Origin of the sequence: Streptomyces roseus (assembly GCF_001044425.1) — a bacterium.
Lineage (GTDB): Bacteria > Actinomycetota > Actinomycetes > Streptomycetales > Streptomycetaceae > Streptomyces > Streptomyces roseus.
The window spans coordinates 1-15999 of record NZ_LFML01000046.1 but is presented as its reverse complement, the minus strand read 5'-3'; the positions used below and the strand labels follow the sequence as shown (position 1 = coordinate 15999).

General features: G+C 72.5%; 17 protein-coding genes. 8 read left to right on the top strand and 9 right to left on the bottom strand.

What is annotated here, in order from left to right:
• Positions 1-18: 18 nt before the first annotated feature.
• Positions 19-2127, top strand: a complete 2109-nt coding sequence (locus ACS04_RS12005) for a DHA2 family efflux MFS transporter permease subunit (RefSeq protein ID WP_107438588.1) — start codon at positions 19-21, stop codon at positions 2125-2127.
• A gap of 15 nt (positions 2128-2142) precedes the next feature.
• On the opposite strand, the gene ACS04_RS12000 is transcribed toward ACS04_RS12005, so the two are convergent.
• The 3 genes from ACS04_RS12000 to ACS04_RS11990 all read right to left on the bottom strand — a co-directional run bounded on the left by ACS04_RS12000 (position 2143) and on the right by ACS04_RS11990 (position 3233).
• Complete coding sequence (locus tag ACS04_RS12000; protein ID WP_048476545.1) at positions 2143-2403, bottom strand: hypothetical protein; 261 nt, start codon at positions 2401-2403, stop codon at positions 2143-2145.
• Entirely contained in the window at positions 2390-2662 is a 273-nt protein-coding gene (locus tag ACS04_RS11995; RefSeq protein ID WP_048476544.1) for a DUF6400 family protein, read from the bottom strand. Before ACS04_RS11995 ends, ACS04_RS12000 begins: the two co-directional genes overlap by 14 nt.
• A gap of 85 nt (positions 2663-2747) precedes the next feature.
• Complete coding sequence (locus ACS04_RS11990) at positions 2748-3233, bottom strand: nucleotide triphosphate diphosphatase NUDT15 (protein ID WP_048476543.1); 486 nt, start codon at positions 3231-3233, stop codon at positions 2748-2750.
• Positions 3234-3299: 66 nt separating this feature from the next.
• Here ACS04_RS11990 and ACS04_RS11985 point away from each other — a divergent pair, with 66 nt between their 5' ends.
• Positions 3300-4325, top strand: coding sequence for an NAD(P)/FAD-dependent oxidoreductase (locus ACS04_RS11985; protein ID WP_048476542.1), 1026 nt, complete (start codon positions 3300-3302; stop codon positions 4323-4325).
• Positions 4326-4385: 60 nt separating this feature from the next.
• Here the strand turns inward: ACS04_RS11985 and ACS04_RS11980 are convergent, their stop codons facing one another.
• The gene (locus ACS04_RS11980) at positions 4386-4619 is read right to left on the bottom strand and encodes a hypothetical protein (protein WP_209441684.1); all 234 of its coding nucleotides are present in this window, start codon (positions 4617-4619) and stop codon (positions 4386-4388) included.
• Between the two features lie 626 nt (positions 4620-5245).
• On the opposite strand from ACS04_RS11980, the gene ACS04_RS11975 reads away from it, so the two are divergent.
• Positions 5246-5545 (top strand): putative quinol monooxygenase, encoded by a 300-nt coding sequence (locus tag ACS04_RS11975; protein ID WP_048476540.1) that lies wholly within the window; start codon positions 5246-5248, stop codon positions 5543-5545.
• Positions 5546-5806: 261 nt separating this feature from the next.
• Entirely contained in the window at positions 5807-7237 is a 1431-nt protein-coding gene (locus tag ACS04_RS11970; RefSeq protein WP_048476539.1) for an NAD(P)-binding protein, read from the top strand.
• Here ACS04_RS11970 and ACS04_RS11965 read toward each other — a convergent pair.
• Positions 7189-8268, bottom strand: coding sequence for an ATP-dependent DNA ligase (locus ACS04_RS11965; RefSeq protein ID WP_048476538.1), 1080 nt, complete (start codon positions 8266-8268; stop codon positions 7189-7191). The two genes, ACS04_RS11970 and ACS04_RS11965, sit on opposite strands and share 49 nt — an antisense overlap.
• A gap of 75 nt (positions 8269-8343) precedes the next feature.
• Here ACS04_RS11965 and ligD point away from each other — a divergent pair, with 75 nt between their 5' ends.
• From ligD to ACS04_RS11950, 3 genes are all read left to right on the top strand, one after another.
• Complete coding sequence (gene ligD, locus ACS04_RS11960) at positions 8344-9414, top strand: non-homologous end-joining DNA ligase (protein WP_048476537.1); 1071 nt, start codon at positions 8344-8346, stop codon at positions 9412-9414.
• A 56-nt stretch (positions 9415-9470) separates the two neighbouring features.
• A complete protein-coding gene (locus tag ACS04_RS11955; protein ID WP_048476536.1) occupies positions 9471-10265 on the top strand; it encodes a VOC family protein in 795 nt (264 codons plus the stop codon).
• An 81-nt stretch (positions 10266-10346) separates the two neighbouring features.
• Positions 10347-10589 (top strand): WhiB family transcriptional regulator, encoded by a 243-nt coding sequence (locus tag ACS04_RS11950; protein WP_048476535.1) that lies wholly within the window; start codon positions 10347-10349, stop codon positions 10587-10589.
• A gap of 119 nt (positions 10590-10708) precedes the next feature.
• Here ACS04_RS11950 and ACS04_RS11945 read toward each other — a convergent pair whose 3' ends face one another.
• The 4 genes from ACS04_RS11945 to ACS04_RS11930 all read right to left on the bottom strand — a co-directional run bounded on the left by ACS04_RS11945 (position 10709) and on the right by ACS04_RS11930 (position 14891).
• A complete protein-coding gene (locus tag ACS04_RS11945) occupies positions 10709-11680 on the bottom strand; it encodes an acyl-ACP desaturase (protein ID WP_048476534.1) in 972 nt (323 codons plus the stop codon).
• Positions 11681-11975: 295 nt separating this feature from the next.
• A complete protein-coding gene (locus tag ACS04_RS11940) occupies positions 11976-13616 on the bottom strand; it encodes an ABC-F family ATP-binding cassette domain-containing protein (protein ID WP_048476533.1) in 1641 nt (546 codons plus the stop codon).
• Between the two features lie 263 nt (positions 13617-13879).
• Complete coding sequence (gene ssgD, locus ACS04_RS11935) at positions 13880-14332, bottom strand: spore wall synthesis regulator SsgD (protein WP_398024769.1); 453 nt, start codon at positions 14330-14332, stop codon at positions 13880-13882.
• Between the two features lie 142 nt (positions 14333-14474).
• A complete protein-coding gene (locus tag ACS04_RS11930; protein ID WP_048476597.1) occupies positions 14475-14891 on the bottom strand; it encodes a (4Fe-4S)-binding protein in 417 nt (138 codons plus the stop codon).
• 74 nt (positions 14892-14965) lie between these two features.
• Here ACS04_RS11930 and ACS04_RS11925 point away from each other — a divergent pair.
• Positions 14966-15999: WD40/YVTN/BNR-like repeat-containing protein (locus ACS04_RS11925; protein ID WP_048476596.1), on the top strand; the 1034-nt coding region annotated here is incomplete at its 3' end.

Below are 15999 nucleotides of genomic sequence, written 5' to 3'. Positions count from 1 at the left end.
CCGTACGGCCCAGTGCGCATGCGGCGGGGCGGGGGCGCTGTGAGAGTGCGAGATGTGACCACTGCCCCCGCCGAGGCCGCAGCCCCCACCCCGGCGCCTCCCGTGCTCGACCGGCGGCGGCGCAACGTCGTCTTCGGGACGATCATGCTCGGGGTGCTGCTCGCGGCCCTGGACCAGACGATCGTCGGCACCGCGCTGCCCACGATCGTGGCGGATCTGGGCGGCGGGGAGCACATGTCCTGGGTGGTGACCTCGTACCTGCTCGCGGAGACGGTCGCGACGGTGCTGGTGGGCAAGTTCGGCGACCTGTTCGGCCGGAAACTCATCTTCCAGATCTCGGCGATCATCTTCATCACCGGCTCGTTCCTGTGCGGCCTGGCGAGCAACATGTCCCTGCTGATCCTGTGGCGGGGCGTCCAGGGCATCGGCGCCGGCGGGCTCATGGTCACCTCCATGGCCCTGATCGCCGACGTGGTCCCGCTGCGCGAACGCGGCAAGTACCAGGGCGCGATCGGCGCCGTCTTCGGGGTGGCGACGGTCATCGGACCGCTGCTCGGCGGCCTGTTCACCGACCACCTCAGCTGGCGCTGGGCGTTCTACGTGAACGTCCCGATCGCGATCCTGGTGGTGGTCGCGGCGGCCCGGACGATCCCCTCGGTACGGGCGGCCGGCGGCACCCGGATCGACTACCTCGGCATCGCCCTGGTCGCGGTGGGCTCCAGCGCCCTGATCCTCGCGACCAGCTGGGGCGGGAACGAGTACGCCTGGGGTTCGGCGACGATCATCGGGCTCTTCGTGCTCGGCGTCGTCGCCCTCGCCCTGTTCTGCCTGGTCGAGACGCGGGCGGCGGAACCGATGCTGCCGATGCGGCTGTTCCGCAACCCGGTCTTCACCGTCTGCTCGGTGCTCAGCTTCGTGGTCGGCTTCGCCATGCTCGGCGCGATGACCTTCCTGCCGACGTACCTGCAGTTCGTGGACGGGGATTCGGCCACGGTCTCGGGCGTACGGACCCTGCCGCTGGTGATCGGCCTGCTGATCGCGTCCGTCTTCAGCGGGAACGTGACCAGCAAGACCGGGCGCTACCGGATCTTCCCCATCGTCGGATCCCTGGTGATGGGCATCGGGCTGTACCTGCTGTCGCGGATGGGCTCCCAGACCGGTGCCTGGCTGGAATCGCTGTACATGTTCGTGCTCGGTGCCGGGATCGGCCTGTGCATGCAGGTCCTGACGATCGCCGTGCAGAACACCGTGGACTACGCCGACCTCGGCACGGCCACATCGGGTGTCACGTTCTTCCGTACGCTCGGCAGCTCGTTCGGCACCGCCGTGTTCGGGACGATCTACGCCAACACCCTCGCCCCCGAACTGGAGAAGGCGGTGGCGGAGGCAGCCCGGGCGACCGGGACCGATCCGGCGCAGCTGGCGAAGACCGCCCAGAGCCCGCAGGGGGTGCACGGCCTCGACCCGGCGGCGGCCGCGCCCGTCGTCGAGGCGTACACGCAGGCCCTGCACACCGTCTTCCTGTGGACCGTGCCGGTGGCCGCGATCGGCTTCGTCGTCGCGCTCTTCCTCAAGCAGGTCCCCCTGCGGGACTCCGCCCGCGCGGCCTCGACGGACATGGGCGACGGCTTCGCCTCACCGGCCTCGGCCTCCGGGGACTCGGCCAAACTGCTGGAGCTGGCGGTCGGCAAGCTCGTACGGAACATGGGCCCGCAGACGGCGCGGGCGATCGTGAACGACTCCGACACCCGGCTGGACATCGCGGGTGCGTGGGCGGTGATGCAGGTGGAGATCATGACCCGGACGGTCGGCCACGCCGGCCTCGGGCTCATCGCCTCGCGCCGCGCCCTGCCGCCCGAGGTCCTGGTGCCGGTCTTCGACCGGATGGAGCAGGAGGGGTACGTGACCCGCGAGGGCGCCTTCTTCACTCTCACCCCGGCGGGGCGGCGGGAGGCGGCGACCCTGTCCAGGGCGTGGGGGGACTGGCTCGGCGACCAGCTGGAGAAGGACCGCGGCCGGCCGCGGAGCGAGGAACTGCGGGCGGCGGCCGACGCGATCGCCAAGCGGCTGCTGGCGGAGGACCTGGGCGAGGGCTACTTCGGGCAGAAGACCCCGGCGGGGGTGTGACCGCCGCCGGGCCGCTCAGCGTCCGGCCGCGCGGCCGCTGGTGACGCGGCTCCACAGCGAGCGCGTGGCGCCGAAGCCGCTCTCGTGCACCCAGACGTGGGTGCAGGACGGGCACTGCAGGTGCAGCAGGCTGCCGGTGTTGGTGAGCAGGTAGCGCCAGTGCGCCGAGCAGCTGCGCCGCTCCTCGCACGGCGCGCAGCCGCGGGCGTCGTCGCAGCTCGGGCAGGCCACCCAGGCGCGTCGGCCGGGGTCCGCCTGCGGATCAAGCGGCAGCATGGCCGTCCCCGCGCGGGGCGAGTACGCCGGCCTCGACGAGGGCGTCGTGGATGCGCTGCTGCTCGGCGTCGAGGCCGGAGTACAGCAGGTCGTACGCCGCCTCCTCACCGCGCAGAACCTCGATCGGGTCCCAGTCCGGGCCGAGGGCGGCCATGACCTGGGCCCTCCGCAGGACCTCCTGAGCGGTGAGGTCGACGGTGAAGTCGACGAGCTCGGGGGTTCCGGGACCGGTGGGGGGTGTGGGGCGGAAGGGGTCCATACCTACGAACTTAGGTATGCCTTCCTTGATGTGGCAAGAGGGGGTGGGAGATGTCACAGCAGGCCGGCGGCGCCCGGCGACGGCATCACGGCGCCGGGTAGTCGTACGAGGGGACGGGCGGCAGGGTCGGCCCGAGCTCGGGGCGCCAGGCGCGCAGGACCGTCACGGAGGGTGCGTAGAGGGAGTGCGGGATCGCCTCCGGGGCGAACCACTGCCAGCGCAGGATCTTGTGCGGCTCGGTGACCTTCGGGGTGCCTTCGGCGGCGCCGGTCACGGCCCCCGCGGTCAGGCGGGTCATCCCCGCCTCCGGTGAGAGCTGGACGGTCAGGATCCGGATGTCCTCGGGAGCGGCCCGCAGATCCGTCTCCTCGGCCAGTTCGCGGGCGGCGGCCTGCTCGAAGCTCTCCCCGGGGTCGACCTTGCCGCCGGGCAGCTCCCAGCGGCCGTCGTGGGCCTCGCCGAGGAGCACCCGCCCGTCGGCGTCGGTGACGACGAGGCCGACGCCGACGACGGCGTTGGGCTGGGGGACGGCCCGGGCCGGGCGTCCGGGCCGGTCATGGGGTGTGATCATCGTTCCATTTGCCGGTTCGGCAACGGAGTTTGTCAAGCCGGTCGGGCCGACCACACCCTCGGCGGTATGGACACCGCGAAGGACAACACGCCGTCGGCCTCCTACGACGTGGTGGTCGTGGGCGGCGGGACCGCAGGACTCGCCGGGGCGCTGACCCTGGCCCGGGCCCGTCGTTCCGTTCTGGTGCTCGACTCCGGCAGCCCCCGCAACGCCCCCGCCGCCCATCTGCACGGCTACCTGGGCCGGGACGGGGCGAGCCCGGCGGAACTGCTGGCCCTGGGGCGGGCCGAGGTCACCGGGTACGGGGGCCGGATCCGTTCCGGGCCGGCCGGCACCGCGCTCGCCGCCGACCGGCTGCCCGGCGGCGGCTTCGCCGTCCGGTGCGCCGACGGCTCCGTCGTACGGGCCGGACGGCTGCTGATCGCCACCGGGCTGGTCGACGAGCTGCCGGAGCTGCCGGGGCTGCGGGAGCGCTGGGGGCGGGACGTGCTGCACTGCCCGTACTGCCACGGCTGGGAGGTGCGCGACGAGCCGGTCGCGGTGCTGGCCACCGGTCCGTTCGCCGTGCACCAGGCGCAGATGTGGCGCAACTGGACCGACCGCGTGACCCTGCTGACCCACACCCGGCCGCTCGCCGGGGAGGAGCGGGAGCTGCTGTCCGCGCTCGGCGTCGCGGTGGCGGAGGGTGAGGTGACCGGCCTGGAGGTCACCGGCGACCGGCTGGCCGGGGTGACCCTGGCCGGTGGCGCGCGCGTGGCGTGCACGGCCCTCGTGGTCGGCCCGCGCTTCACCGCCCGCGCCGGGGTGGCGACGAGCCTGGGGCTGCCCGTGGCCACGGTGGAGCGGTCCGGAGCGGAGATCGGCACCTGCCTGGAGGCGGACCCGGTGACCGGGGCCACCGCGCTGCGGGGGGTCTGGGCGGCCGGGAACGTGGCCGCGCCCATGGAGCAGTTGGCCGGGGCGGCCGCGGCCGGGGTGCGGGCGGCCGTGGCGATCAACGGCGACCTGATCGAGGAGGAGGGCTTGCGGGCCCTCGAAGCCCACCGCGCCGCCGGCTCGGGCGGAACTCAGGGGGCGTTCAGACGAGGCTGAGAGGAACCGGGCTGTCATCGCGGTGCGGCGATGCGCAGCCCGCCCCTGGTCCGGGCTGCGTCAGCAGCCGTCGTCATAGCCTCCGTTCCATCCGGAGTCATCGTCGTCGTCGTACCAGCCGTGGTTGTAGCCGTTGTCGTCGTCGTGGTCCCAGCCGCCGTGGCTGACGTAGGCGACCGACTGGGTGGGAGTCGCGGCCGATGCCGTACCGGCCGCACCGACGGCGGCGCCGCCGGCCATCAGAACACCGATGGCGGACACCGCGAAGAGCCTCTTCGCTCTCATTGCCTTCATGGAAAATCCCTTCTTGACGTCGTGCCGCACAGCGGCACACAGTCGATGCCGCCTCGCACAGGGATGTCTGCGGGGCAAGCGCACGCCCGCATGGGTGCGCCAAGTGCAACTCCGCCGTCGACGCGGCCTTCGGCCGCGGACCTCATGGGCTGGTTCGCACTTGATACGAGAGCTGCGCGGTAGCGCATACCGCAGGCGCTGAATCACCGCAGTTGCGGTTCTCTCCTGCCCAGGCTAGTCACCTGCCCGCACCTGTGCATCTCGGGCGGACATCCCTCCGAAGGCCCGCTGCCGCTGTCGTTGCCGCTGCCGGCGCAGTCGACCGCCGCGAGGCGGTCACCTGCCACGACGCCGGGAAGAGCAGTCGATTCACCCGGACGGAGCAGAGCCGGTCGGGCTGTGAGGGCGACGGTGGCGCCGACCGGAATCGCGGGCCATGCCGCCGTCGGAGTGGCATTTCCCGGAAAGGCCCGTCCCGACCAGCGTGGAAGCCGAGGCCCGGGTGGAAACCACCCCTTGGCTGGGCGGGTAACGCAGCAGACGCTCCACGGCCTTTCACGGCAAACGGCCTCCTCCTCTCACAGCCCGACCGATGAACCCCGGTCGGCCCGACCTCTGGAGAATCCATGATCAACACCGGTCTTCTGGCCCGTATCGAGGCCAAGCCCGAGCACGCCGCCCAGGTCCAGGAACTCCTGGAGAGCGCTCTGGAACTGGCCCGGCAGGAATCCCAGACCGTGACCTGGTACTCGTTCCGGCTCGGCCCGACGAGCTTCGGGGTCTTCGACACCTTCAAGGACGAAGCCGGGCGCGAGGCCCACCTGAACGGCAAGATCGCCGCCGCGCTCATGGACATCGCCCCCACCCTGCTCGCCGACGCCCCCGACATCCAGAAGATCGACGTCCTGGCCGCCAAACTCCCCTGAACCCGCACAGGCCGATCCACCGCCGAACCACAGCGCGCTGACGTCGCATCAGGTCGCTCGCCTGCCGTCGGGACGGCCGAACCGTCTGCGGTGCGCGGCCCGGTCGGCAGGCCGCGGGATCACTGCCCGGATCCCGCGCCGGCGCGGATGGCCTGGTCCGTCGGACGGATGTGCGGGTTTCGGCCGGGACGGGATCGTGCAGGCTCTGGACAAGTCTGATCTTCGTACCGTTCGTCGGCTCAGAGGCCCGGGGGGCTCGCAATGGCACACGTGCTGGTCATCGGCGGAGGTGTCGCGGGGCTGGCGACCGCGCTGCTCGCGGCGCGGTACGGGCACACCGCCGAGCTCTTCGAACGCGATGGGCGCGCCCCCGGAGCCGCGCTCGACCGGGACTTCTTCGGCTGGCACCGGCCGGGCGTCCCGCAGGCCGCGCAACCGCACGCCCTGCTGGGCGCGGCCCGCACCGTCCTGCGGCGGGAACTGCCCGACGTCCACGCGGAGATGCTGCGGCTCGGAGCCCGCGAGCGGCACGAGCTGGACTGGTTCGACGTACGCCCGCCCGCGCAGCCCGGCGACGAGGACCTGGTCATGCTCCAGGCCCGGCGCATCGTCCTGGAGAGCGCCCTGACCACGGCGCTGCGCGCCGAGCCGGGGGCCGTCATGCGCCACGGCGAGCCGGTGACCGGGCTGGTGGCCGAACCGCGGGGCTCCGCCGTACGGGTGAGGGGCGTGACCACGCCGGCCGGTGCGTACGCGGGGGACCTGGTCGTGGACGCGGGCGGGCGGCGCGGGGGCGTCGAGCGCCTGCTGCCCGCTGCGGGCTGCCGGCCGGCGGTGGTGGAACGGCACCGGACGGGGCTGGCGTACTTCTGCCGCTGGTACCGGCTGCCGGAGGGGAGGGAGGAGGGGCCCCGCCGGCCGTGGGCGGTGACCGGCAACGCCTTCGCGGGGTGCGCCGTCTTCCCGGCCGACAACCGGGTGTTCGCGGTGACCCTGTTCGTCCACACCCGGGACACCACCCGCGCCGCGCTGCGCGACCCCGCCGTGTTCGAGGCCGCCGCGCGGGCCTTTCCGCCCGGTGCGGCCTGGCTGGAGCTGGGCGCCGAACCGCTGTCCGGGGTGCTGGCCGCGGGCGGCCTGGACAACCGGTGGAGCGCGCTGGTCGACGAGCGGGGGCCGGTGGCCACGGGTCTGGTGCCGATCGGGGACGCGCTCACGCACACCAACCCGACGCTGGGGCAGGGCATCTCGCTGGCGCTGTGGGCCGCGTGCAGGGTGGCCCGTACGGCGCACCAGGATCCGGGGGCGGTGCGGTTCGCCGCCGCGTACCACGCGTGGGCCGTACGGACCCTGAAGCCCTGGTTCGACTTCCAGGTGGTGGCCGACGCGGCCATCGGGGAGCGGTTCGCGACGCGGGCGGGGCGCGGGGATTCGGCGCGCGCGGTGGCCGCGCTGTTCGAGTGCGCGCTGGAGGACCCCGAGGTGATGCGGGCCCGGGCCCGCGTGCGGCACCTGGTGGAACCGCCGGAGCGGGCGTACGCGGACCCGCGGGTGCGGGCGCGGGTGGAGCGCTGGCTGGCGGCCCGGCCCGGGTACGCGCCGCACGCGGTGGGGCCGGACCGGCAGGAGTGGGAGCGGCTGGTCTACGACCCCGACCCCGCGACCTCGCCGAGCACCTCGGCGAGGTCGTAGCCGACGACCTCCTCCAGTTGGGCGTACGTACAGCTCTGCGGATCGCGGTCGGGCCGCCAGCGGCGGAACTGGGCGGTGTGCCGGAAGCGGTCGCCCTCCATGTGGTCGTACGCCACCTCGCAGACGCGCTCGGGGCGCAGCGGGACCCAGGAGAGGTCCTTCTTGCCGGTCCAGCGGCTCTGGGCGCCGGGCAGCCGGGCGCTCTCGTGCGCGGACTCCTCGGCCCAGGCGGCCCACGGATGCCCGGTCGGGTCGTCCATCCGCAGGGGCGCGAGTTCCTCCACCAGCTCGGCCCGGCGCTTCATCGGGAAGGCGGCGCAGACCCCGACGTGCTGGAGGGCGCCGTGGGCGTCGTGCAGGCCCAGGAGCAGCGATCCGACAATCGGACCGCTCTTGTGGAAACGGAAACCCGCGATGACGACGTCCGCCGTACGCTCGTGCTTGATCTTGAACATGAGGCGGGCATCGGGCCGGTAGGGCAGATCGAGCGGTTTGGCGATCACCCCGTCGAGCCCGGCGCCTTCGAACCGCTCGAACCAGTCCTGCGCGAGCGCGGGGTCGGTGGTCGCGGGCGCGAGATGAACGGGGGGCCGGGCAGTGGACAGGGCGTCGGTGAGGGCGGTGCGGCGGTCGGCGAGCGGGGTGTCGAGGAAGGCTTCGCCCCCGAGCGCGAGCAGATCGAAGGCGACGAAGCTGGCGGGGGTCTTCTGGGCCAGCATGTCGACACGGGACCGCGCGGGATGGATGCGCTCGGTCAGGCGGTCGAAGTCCAGTCGCCCGCCGTGAACGATGATGATCTCGCCGTCCACGACGCAGCGGGCCGGCAGGTTCTCCTTCAGGGCGGTCACCAGCTCGGGGAAGTAGCGGCTCAGGCTCTTCCCGGTGCGGCTGCCGATCTCCACCTCGTCGCCGTCGCGGTGCACGATCGCGCGGAAGCCGTCCCATTTGGCCTCGTACTGCATACCCGGAGGGATCTTGGACACCGATTTGGCGAGCATCGGCTTCACGGGCGGCATCACGGGCAGATCCATGTCTTAGATTCTGCGGCGGTACGTCCCCGGTCGCCCGGTATGCGCACCTGGCGGGGGCCGCCTACCGTGGCGCACATGGGTGCATCCGGGAATGCCATCGAGCTGGAAGCGGGCGGGAGGACCGTGCGGCTGTCCAGCCCGGACAAGGTCTACTTCCCCGAGCGGGGCCTGACCAAGCTGGACGTGGCGCGGTACTACCTGTCCGTGGCCGACGGGATCACGCGGGCCCTGCGCAACCGGCCCACCACCCTGGAGCGCTACCCCGAAGGGGTGGAGGGCGAGTCCTTCTTCCAAAAGCGCGCCCCGAAGAACCTGCCCGACTGGATCCCGACCGCCCACATCGAGTTCCCCAGCGGGCGCACGGCCGACGAGATCTGCCCGACCGAACCGGCCGCGGTGCTGTGGGCCGCCAACCTGGGCTGCCTGACCTTCCACCCCTGGCCGGTGCGGCGCGAGGACACCGACCGCCCCGACGAACTGCGCATCGACCTGGACCCGCAGCCGGGCACCGACTACCACCACGCGGTGATCTGCGCCCACGAGCTGCGCGACGTACTGGAGGACCTCGGGCTGCGCGGCTGGCCCAAGACCTCGGGCGGCCGGGGTCTGCACGTCTTCGTCCCGATCGAGCCGCGCTGGACGTTCACCGAGGTCCGGCGCTGCGCGATCGCGATCGGCCGCGAACTGGAACAGCGGATGCCCGGCAAGGTGACCACGGCGTGGTGGAAGGAGGAGCGCGGCGAGCGGATCTTCGTCGACTACAACCAAACGGCCCGCGACCGCACGATCGCCTCCGCGTACTCCGTCCGCCCGCGCCCGCACGCCCCGGTCTCGGCCCCGCTGCGCTGGGACGAGATCGACTCCGCCGAGCCCCGGGACTTCGACATCACCACGATGCCGGCGCGGTACGCGGAGCTCGGAGACCTGCACGCGGACATGGACGAGCACGCCTTCACCCTGGACGCCGCCCTCGAACTGGCCGAGCGCCACGAACACGACCACGGCCTCGGCGACATGCCGTACCCGCCGGACTATCCGAAGATGCCCGGCGAGCCCAAGCGCGTCCAGCCGAGCCGGGCGAAGCACGAGGACGGCAAGGGCACGGGCGAGGACGCGAAGGGCGAGGACGCGAAGGGCGAGGGCTGAGCGCGCGGCCGGCGGCGGGTGCCGTGCCCGCAGGGAGGACGGAAGGAGTACGGGTCATGCTCACCACGGACTACAAGGACGGCTCCCCGAACTGGGTCGACCTCGGCACGCCCCACCTCGACGGCGCCGCCGGGTTCTACACCGCACTGTTCGGCTGGGACTACCGGCCGGGCGGCGAGGAAGTCGGCGGATACGCGATGTTCCAGCTCGGCGGCAGGACGGTGGCGGGCGCCATGGCCGTCGCACCGGGCGAAGTCCGGTCGGCGTGGACGCTGTACTTCCGCAGCTCCGACGCGGACGCCACCGCGGCCGCCGTGGTCGCGGCGGGCGGCACGGTCGCCGTCGCGCCCCGGGACGTCATGGGCCTCGGCCGGATGGCGATCTTCGCCGACCCCGCGGGAGTCACGTTCTCGATCTGGCAGCCGGGCAGGATCGAGGGGCTGGGCGCCGTGACCGAGGTCGGCACCCTGTGCTGGACCGAGCTCTACACGGGCGATGTGCGGGCGGCCGCGTCCTTCTACGGGGCGGTCTTCGGCTGGGAGATCGTCGAGATGCCCTTCGAGGGCGGCTCGTACACCGCGGTCAAGGCCGCGGGCACGCCGGACGAGGCGGCCTTCGGCGGCATCGTCCCGATCGGGAGCGATCCGGTGGAGGACGCCGAACGCCCCTACTGGACACCGTACTTCGAGGTCGCCGACTGCGATGTGACGGCGGCCGCTGCGGAGGAGTCGGGCGGCAAGGTCCGCTTGTCGCCGGTCTTCATGGAGGGCGTGGGCCGTTTCGCGAAGCTGGCCGACCCCTACGGCGCCCGGTTCGCCGTCATCGCCAGCGCCGCGGCACCGGGGGTCTGAGGAGCCCGTACCGGTCCTGAGGAGCCCGGTGTTGATCAGGCGTTGATCGGACGTCCATCGGCGGCGGTGAGGATCTGCGGCATGTCGATGAACACCTCCACCACCGCCGCGCCCGCCTGGTACGACCTCGCCCTCTGCGCCCAGACGGGCCCCGGCTTCTTCTTCCCGGAGCCCGGCTCCTCCCTGCGGGACGCCAAGCGGCTGTGCGGGGCGTGCGAGGGCCGCGCGGCATGCCTGGAGTACGCCCTGGCCAACGACGAGCGCTTCGGTGTCTGGGGCGGCCTCTCGGAGTCCGAGCGCCTCGCGCTGCGCCCGCGCGGCTGACCGGGCCCGGCGCCGCCGGGCCACCCACGTACGACAACGCGAAACCCTGGCAGGGCGGGGGCCATGCCAGGGTTCGAGGCGTTGCGTGCCGGTAGGGCCGGTCAGGCCCGTCGTGCCGGTCAGGCCTTGCGGGCCGCGATGCGCGCCGCGCGGGCGGCCAGCCGCTCGTCGAACTTGCGGGCCTCGGAGTCCAGGCCGCCCATGAAGAGCCCGAGCTCCTCCTGGGCCTGCTGTCCCTCGGGGCCTAGACCGTCGATGTCCATGATCTTCAGGAAGCGGATCACCGGGCTCAGCACGTCGTCGTGGTGGATCCGCAGGTTGTAGACCCCGCCGATCGCCATCTGCGCGGCCATCCGCTCGAAGCCGGGCATGCCGTGTCCGGGCATCCGGAAGTTGACCACGACGTCCCGCACGGCCTGCATCGTCAGGTCCGGGGCGATCTCGAAGGCCGCACCCAGCAGGTTGCGGTAGAAGATCATGTGCAGGTTCTCGTCCTGCGCGATGCGGGCCAGCATCCGGTCGCAGACCGGGTCACCGGACTGGTGGCCGGTGTTGCGGTGCGAGATGCGGGTCGCCAGTTCCTGGAAGGCCACGTACGCCACGGAGTGCAGCATCGAGTGCCGGTTGTCGGACTCGAACCCCTCCGACATGTGCTGCATGCGGAACGCTTCCAGCTTGTCCGGGTCCACGGCGCGCGAGGCCAGCAGGTAGTCGCGCATCACGATGCCGTGGCGGCCCTCCTCGGCCGTCCAGCGGTGCACCCACGTGCCCCAGGCGCCGTTGCGGCCGAAGAGCGTGGCGATCTCGTGGTGGTAGCTGGGGAGGTTGTCCTCGGTCAGCAGGTTCACGACCAGCGCGATCTTGCCGATGTCGGTGACCTTGGACTGCTGCGGGTCCCAGGCCTCGCCGTCCTCGAAGAAGCCAGGGAAGTTCCGGCCGTCGCTCCACGGGACGTACTCGTGGGGCATCCAGTCCTTGGTGACCTTCAGATGGCGGTTGAGTTCCTTCTCGACCACCTCTTCCAGCGCGTACAGCAGCTTGGCGTCGGTCCACGCCTCCGAGCTGCCGAGGTGGGGAGAGGTGAGTGTCACGGGTGCTCCTGAGGACAAAGCGAAATACCTACGGTTCCGTAGCCTACGAACCCGTAGGTTAAGCGGAGCGTGAGAGCCAGCCAAGCCCCAGGCGTTCATATGACCGGTTACGTCCGGTTATCTGCGCAGTTTGAGGGCGCGCGTGAAGCGCCCGGCGGAGCAAAAGTCGCCCCGGCAGGTGGCCCGTGACACCCGCCTTGACGTCGGTCACCGCCAAGACGGGCATTACGGCTGCGGAGTCGGCCGCCCCTTCGGCGCCGGCCGGCCGACGACCGCGCGGCGGACCCGCCCGGGCTCACTCGTGCCAGAGGGCCTCGCGCACCTCCTCGGCCGTCGTCGCCTTCAGCTCGCCGTCCAGCAGCAGCCAGCGGGTGATCCCCACCGACTCCAGGAACGGCACGTCGTGGCTGGCCACCAGCAGGGCGCCCTCGTACGACTCCAGCGCCTGCGTGAGCTGCCGGACGCTCGCCAGGTCCAGGTTGTTCGTCGGCTCGTCCAGCATCAGCAGCTGCGGAGCCGGCTCCGCCAGCAGCAGCGCCGCCAGGGCCGCCCGGAACCGCTCGCCGCCCGACAGGGTGCCGGCCGGCCGGTCCGCCCGGGCGCCCCGGAACAGGAAGTGCGCGAGCCGCGCCCGGACCAGGTTGTTCGAGGCCTGCGGGGCGAACCGGGCCACGTTCTCCACCACCGACCGGCTCTCGTCGAGCACGTCCAGCCGCTGCGGCAGGAACCGCGTCGGCACGTGCGTGATCGCCTCACCGGACACCGGCGGGAGCGCCCCCGCGATCGTGCGCAGCAGGGTCGTCTTGCCCGAGCCGTTGCGGCCCACCAGTGCGATCCGCTCCGGACCGCGCAGCTCCCACTCGCCCGCGACCCGGGCCCCGTACGCCAGGTGGACGTCGCTCAAGGTCAGGACCCGGCGGCCCGGCGGGACCTGCGTGGCCGGCAGCTTGATCCGGATCTCGTCGTCGTCACGCACCGCCTCCGCCGCCTGGTCCAGCCGCTCCTTCGCCTGGGCCAGCTTCTCGGTGTGCAGGATCCGGTGCTTGCCGGCCGACTCCTGGGCCGCGCGCTTGCGGGCGCCCATGACGATCTTCGGCTCGCGCTTCGAGTCGTTCATCTTCTGGCCGTACCGCTTGCGCCGCGCCAACTTCATGTGGGCGTCGGACAGTTCCCGCTTCTGCCGCTGCACGTCGGCCTCCGCGACCCGGACCATCCGCTCGGCCGCGTCCTGCTCGGCGGCCAGCTGTTCCTCGTACGCCGAGAAGTTGCCCCCGTACCAGCGGACTTCGCCGTCGTGCAGGTCGGCGATCTGGTCGACCCGCTCCAGCAGCTCCCGGTCGTGGCTGACCAGGAGGAGGACCCCGGACCAGGACTCGACCGCCGCGTACAGGCGGCGTCGGGCCCGCAGGTCCAGGTTGTTCGTCGGCTCGTCGAGCAGCAGGACGTCGGGGCGGGCGAGCAGCAGCGCGGCCAGGCGCAGCAACACGCACTCGCCGCCCGACAGTTCGCCGACCGTGCGGTCCAGGCCGATCCGGGCGAGGCCGAGCTCGTCGAGGGTGGCCAGGGCCCGCTCCTCGACGTCCCAGTCGTCGCCGACCGCGGCGAAGTTCGCCTCGCTCGCCTCGCCCGCCTCGATGGCGTGCAGGGCGGCGCGGGCGGTGTGGATGCCGAGCGCCTCGTCCACGCGCAGGGCGGTGTCGAGGGTGACGCTCTGCGGGAGGTACCCGACGGTGCCGGCTACGGACAACTGCCCGTCGGTCGGGGTCAGTTCACCGGCGATCAGCTTGAGCAGGGTGGACTTCCCGCAGCCGTTGAGGCCGATGAGGCCGGTACGGCCGGGGCCGACGGCCCAGTGGAAGTCGTCGAAGACGGGGGTCCCGTCGGGCCAGTCGAAGGACAGGGCGGAACAGGTGATGAATGCAGGGGCGTGGCTCATGGAGGCCTCCAGGTTGCGTGAGTGTGCGTGCAACGCGGGGAGACAGCCGACGGTCGGATCCGACGCGGAACGGGTCGGTACGGCGGGATCGGTCGGTGTCTCGGACCTCAGAAGAGCAACGTCCTGCTCCGTTTCGACGGCAATGGGGCGTCTACGAAGCTACGGGCGGCCGGGAGCCGCCCGCAAACGATTTAAATGCGGCCGCGGGTGCGGGTACGGAGCGGCCCCGGGGGGCGGGCGCCGGGACGGGTGGCGGACCGGTCTCAGCGCGGGTCGCGCATCAGCTCGGCCAGGCTGTGGTCCATGTCGAGGTACAGGTGCTCCAGGCCCGGCGGCACGATCGTCGCGGCCCGCTCCAGGAACCGGTGCAGCTCGACCGTCAGCATCAGCACGATCGCCACTCCCTCGGGCGCGTGGAACTCGATCGTGGTCCGGTCGACGTCGTACGGGCGCACCCGCACGTCACCCCACCCCGTCGGGCGGTCCAGCCCCGATTCCAGGAGCTCGCGGGCGAAGGTCCACGAAACCTCCACGCCCTCCAGGGTGGCGGGAGCGGGGAAGGCCATGCGCACGGCGAAGGGATCCGCACGGTCGTAGCAGAGCGTGACGGGCACGGTCTCGACCTTCGGGGCGGTGGCGACCAGACGGGCCTGCACGGCCTGCTCGATAACGGTGATCAAGGCTCGCTCCCTTGCGGCGGATCTGCTGCCGGGCATGGGGTGAAGCCCGACAACCGGATAGACGCCGGAATCGGCAAATCCGTGCATGCGAACTGACGTGAGCTGTGTCACCGATTGGCTGGAACGCGTCCGTTTGATCGCACAGAGTGACGGCGGGAGTCGGGTGAGCGAAGGGCTGTCAGTCGCGGCCGCATGCCCCGGAGTGGTCGCAAAACGGCTGGTTCCCGCTCACTCCACAAGCGCAAAGCATCGCCCTGGTCTCCCTCCGGAAGGTCCCGTCGGGGGTCGCCACCCGCAGATCGCCGCGCATCACGAGCTGCCCGGCGGACGAGCGCACGACCGTCGTCGGCCGGTCCGGCTCCTCGGCCGGCCCGTCCCCGGCGGGCCGGTACTGCAGCGCACCCGAGGGGCACCGGCGGATCACCTCGGCGACGCGCTCCGGCTCGGCGCCGTCCGGCTGTACCCACGGGCGCTTCCCCGAGTCGAACACCTCGGGGAGCCCGCCCACGCATTCGGCGGCGTGCAGACACCGCCCGGTGTCGTAAGTGACGGTGATGCGCTTGCCTTCGTAGGCCTTGGGTTCCCTGGATGGCATGGCCACAGCGTAGGAACGCGGCGGCACGGACGCACCCTGGACGCCGAATCCGGCGTGCATTAGCTTCCGGCGCCATGAGACTTCTGGGAGTTGGCACGTGCGCGGCGGCTCTGGCGGTGGGCCTGCTCGCCGCCCCCGCGCACGCGCAGGACAATTCGGACGCGCAGGCGTTACGGGGCGCGGGCTGGGCCCTGAAGGACACCGGGAAGGACGCCCGGTTCCGCGGGCTCGCGGCGGTCAGCCGGTCCACGGCCTGGGTGGCAGGCACCAAGGGCACCGTGCTGCGCACGGTGGACGGCGGCCGCAGCTGGCGCGACGTCTCACCGCCGGGCGCCGTCGCGGAGGGCCTGGAACTGCGCGACATCGAGGCCTTCGACGCACGGCACGCGGTGGCCCTGTCCATCGGGGAGGGCGCGGCCTCGCGGGTGCTGCGCACCGAGGACGGCGGCGCCACCTGGGCCGAGACCTTCCGCAACCCCGACCCGCGGGCGTTCTACGACTGCCTCACCTTCTTCGACCCCCGGCACGGCCTGGCGGTGAGCGACCCGGTGGACGGCAAGTTCCGGATCCTGTCGACGGACGACGGCGGCCGGAACTGGGCGGTGCTGCCGCGCACGGGGATGCCGGACGCCCTGGCGGGCGAGGCGGGGTTCGCGGCCAGCGGCCAGTGCCTGGTCAGTGCGGGGCCGCGCGACGTCTGGCTGGCCACGGGCGGCGGCGCGGCCGGCCGGATCCTGCACTCGCCGGACCGCGGCCGCACCTGGCGGGTCGCCGAGTCGGGCATCCCGGCGGGCGACCCGGCCAAGGGGGTCTTCGCCCTGGCCTTCCGCGACCGTACGACGGGGCTGGCGGTCGGCGGCGACTACCGCACCGGCGAGGCCTCCCCGCGGGCCGCCGCCGTATCGGCGGACGCGGGCCGCACCTGGCGTCCCGCGTCCACCCCGCCCCCGGCGTACCGCTCGGGCGCGGCCTGGCTCCCGCACCTGCGCACCGCGGCCCTGGCGGTCGGCCCGACGGGCACGGACGTGACGACGGACGCCGGCAGGACGTGGAAGCCCCTGGCCGAAGGCTCGTTCGACACGGTCGACTGCGCGAGCGACGGCGGCTG